Origin of the sequence: Parablautia muri (assembly GCF_009917485.1) — a bacterium.
GTDB lineage: Bacteria > Bacillota > Clostridia > Lachnospirales > Lachnospiraceae > Suilimivivens > Suilimivivens muri.
In genome coordinates this window covers 1-1835 of the sequence record NZ_QZDT01000147.1, presented here as the reverse complement: position 1 = coordinate 1835, position 1835 = coordinate 1, and the positions used below count along the sequence as shown (strand labels likewise).

1 protein-coding gene is annotated in these 1835 nt (G+C 46.9%); it reads right to left on the bottom strand.

Annotation, left to right across the window (positions count from 1 at the left end; genetic code table 11):
- Positions 1-134: 134 nt before the first annotated feature.
- Positions 135-1469 (bottom strand): IS110 family RNA-guided transposase, encoded by a 1335-nt coding sequence (locus D5281_RS24790; RefSeq protein ID WP_160562514.1) that lies wholly within the window; start codon positions 1467-1469, stop codon positions 135-137.
- Positions 1470-1835: the final 366 nt, after the last annotated feature.

The window sequence follows — 1835 nt, the reverse complement described above, 5'->3', positions numbered from 1 at the left end:
AAAAAGTCCAGCTAAGAAATGTCAATAGGTAAAATGAAAAATGTTTAAAAAGTATTTTTCAAGCAGTTGATTCAAAAAAGGGTAACTTTAATAAGCCCATCCCTGTGGAAAGTTTCAAAACTCTTAAAAATTTGTTAAGCTGCGCGCTGTACCTTGTCAGGATGCGCTGCCAGATACCGTTTACAGTGTTCCTGTGGAGTGATGACCTCAAACGGCTTATTGTCCCGGAGCATAGCAAAGATGATGTTGCAGATCTTGTGCATCACAGCTCCGACAGCCACGTTTTTCTTCTTTGCTTTGCATTTATCGGTATAATAGCTGTGGATGACCGGATTTACAGGTATCCCTCTGCCCTTGTCCACCTTAAGGTTATTGAGCGCCACCATATGCAGGATGCGTCTGGCGAGGCTGGAACCCCTTTTTGACATATGTACCTTCTCCCCGTTGAACTTCCCGGACTGCTTCACGGCAGGATCCAGGCCGAAGTAGGCATACAGCTTCTTCGGGGAAGGAAACAGGTTAAAAGAGCCCATTTCTGCGACCAGGACAACCGCGCTCATGAAGCCTATGCCGCGCAGTGACTGGAGAAGAAGGATATGGTCATAGACCGGACTGTCTTTCAGGCCGTCAACAGAAGCATGGATTGCTTCCATGATTGTGTCAAGACGTTTCTGGTACTCCCGGTAAGAGTCTATGTAGAGCCTTATGCGGACAGAATTGCTTTTCAGGGCCCGCCCAAAGATGGCGGCATCTTCCGCTGCAGTCCGCAGAGCATCATACTTGGCCAGGGCATACTTTTCCCCAAAACGTGCCGTGGAACGGATCATTTCCACCACCGTATCCTTTGGGGCAGCAAGAAGATCCACCGCAAGTGGGCAGGCGTCCAGAAGTTTTAAGGAAGTCTGGGTGGTGACCTTGCTAAAGACTTTCCGGTATGCGGGGAATGACACTTTCAGTTCAGCAGTGAGCTTCAAGACGACAGCGGACTGCAGATCCTTGAAGTAGTAGTAGTCCCGGACCAGGTTACGTAGGTCGATGACCGCATCATCAGGGATGATGGAAGTCTTCAGGGAAGCATCCAAACCGACTTTGGCAGCTTTTTTTGAATCAAATTTGTCATTATGCAGTTTTCTTACGTTCAGATTTGTGCTATTCTTAGTAATGATAGGATTAATGACGGAGCAGTCAAAACCCTTATCGCGAAGGAAGCACAGGAGAGGGATGTGGTAGATCCCGGTGGACTCAAGAAAGCAGCGGCTTTTAAGAGAATACGCCTCTTGTGCTTCCTTTATTTTTGCAACGGCAAGCTCCCGGGACTGGGGATCGGAATGAACGATCTTAAAAGGTTTCCCGGCAAGGGTGCCGTTTGGGAGCATGATGGACATCCATGTGAAGTCTGCCCCGACATCAAGCCCGACTGAGAGATAGGGGATGCTTTCCAGCATCTTAAGTACTTTTTGGTATTGCATGGTTTTATCCTTTCTGGCAGGTATCCATTTCCAGAAGGCGGATACACAACCTAGCGGCTTATACAGGTATAGCCTGGGGCTTCCCAACCAGCCAAAACATAAATCACCACCGAATGGACTGACAGACTTAATTGGAGGTTTCACCAGCCGGAAGGCCGGTTCCCAAGGAGGCATCGTCAATAATCCTGCCTCAGTGATTATACCTCTATATTTTGTCTGGTGCATTAAGGAAACCTCAGACATGGTAAAAATTTTATCAATAACCTCTGATGGAAGGGAAACCCTCCTTCAGTTATTCATCAGATATGACTTTGTAACTTATTAACTTTATAGCTCTTGTGGCTATATCATTATTATACTAGGAGG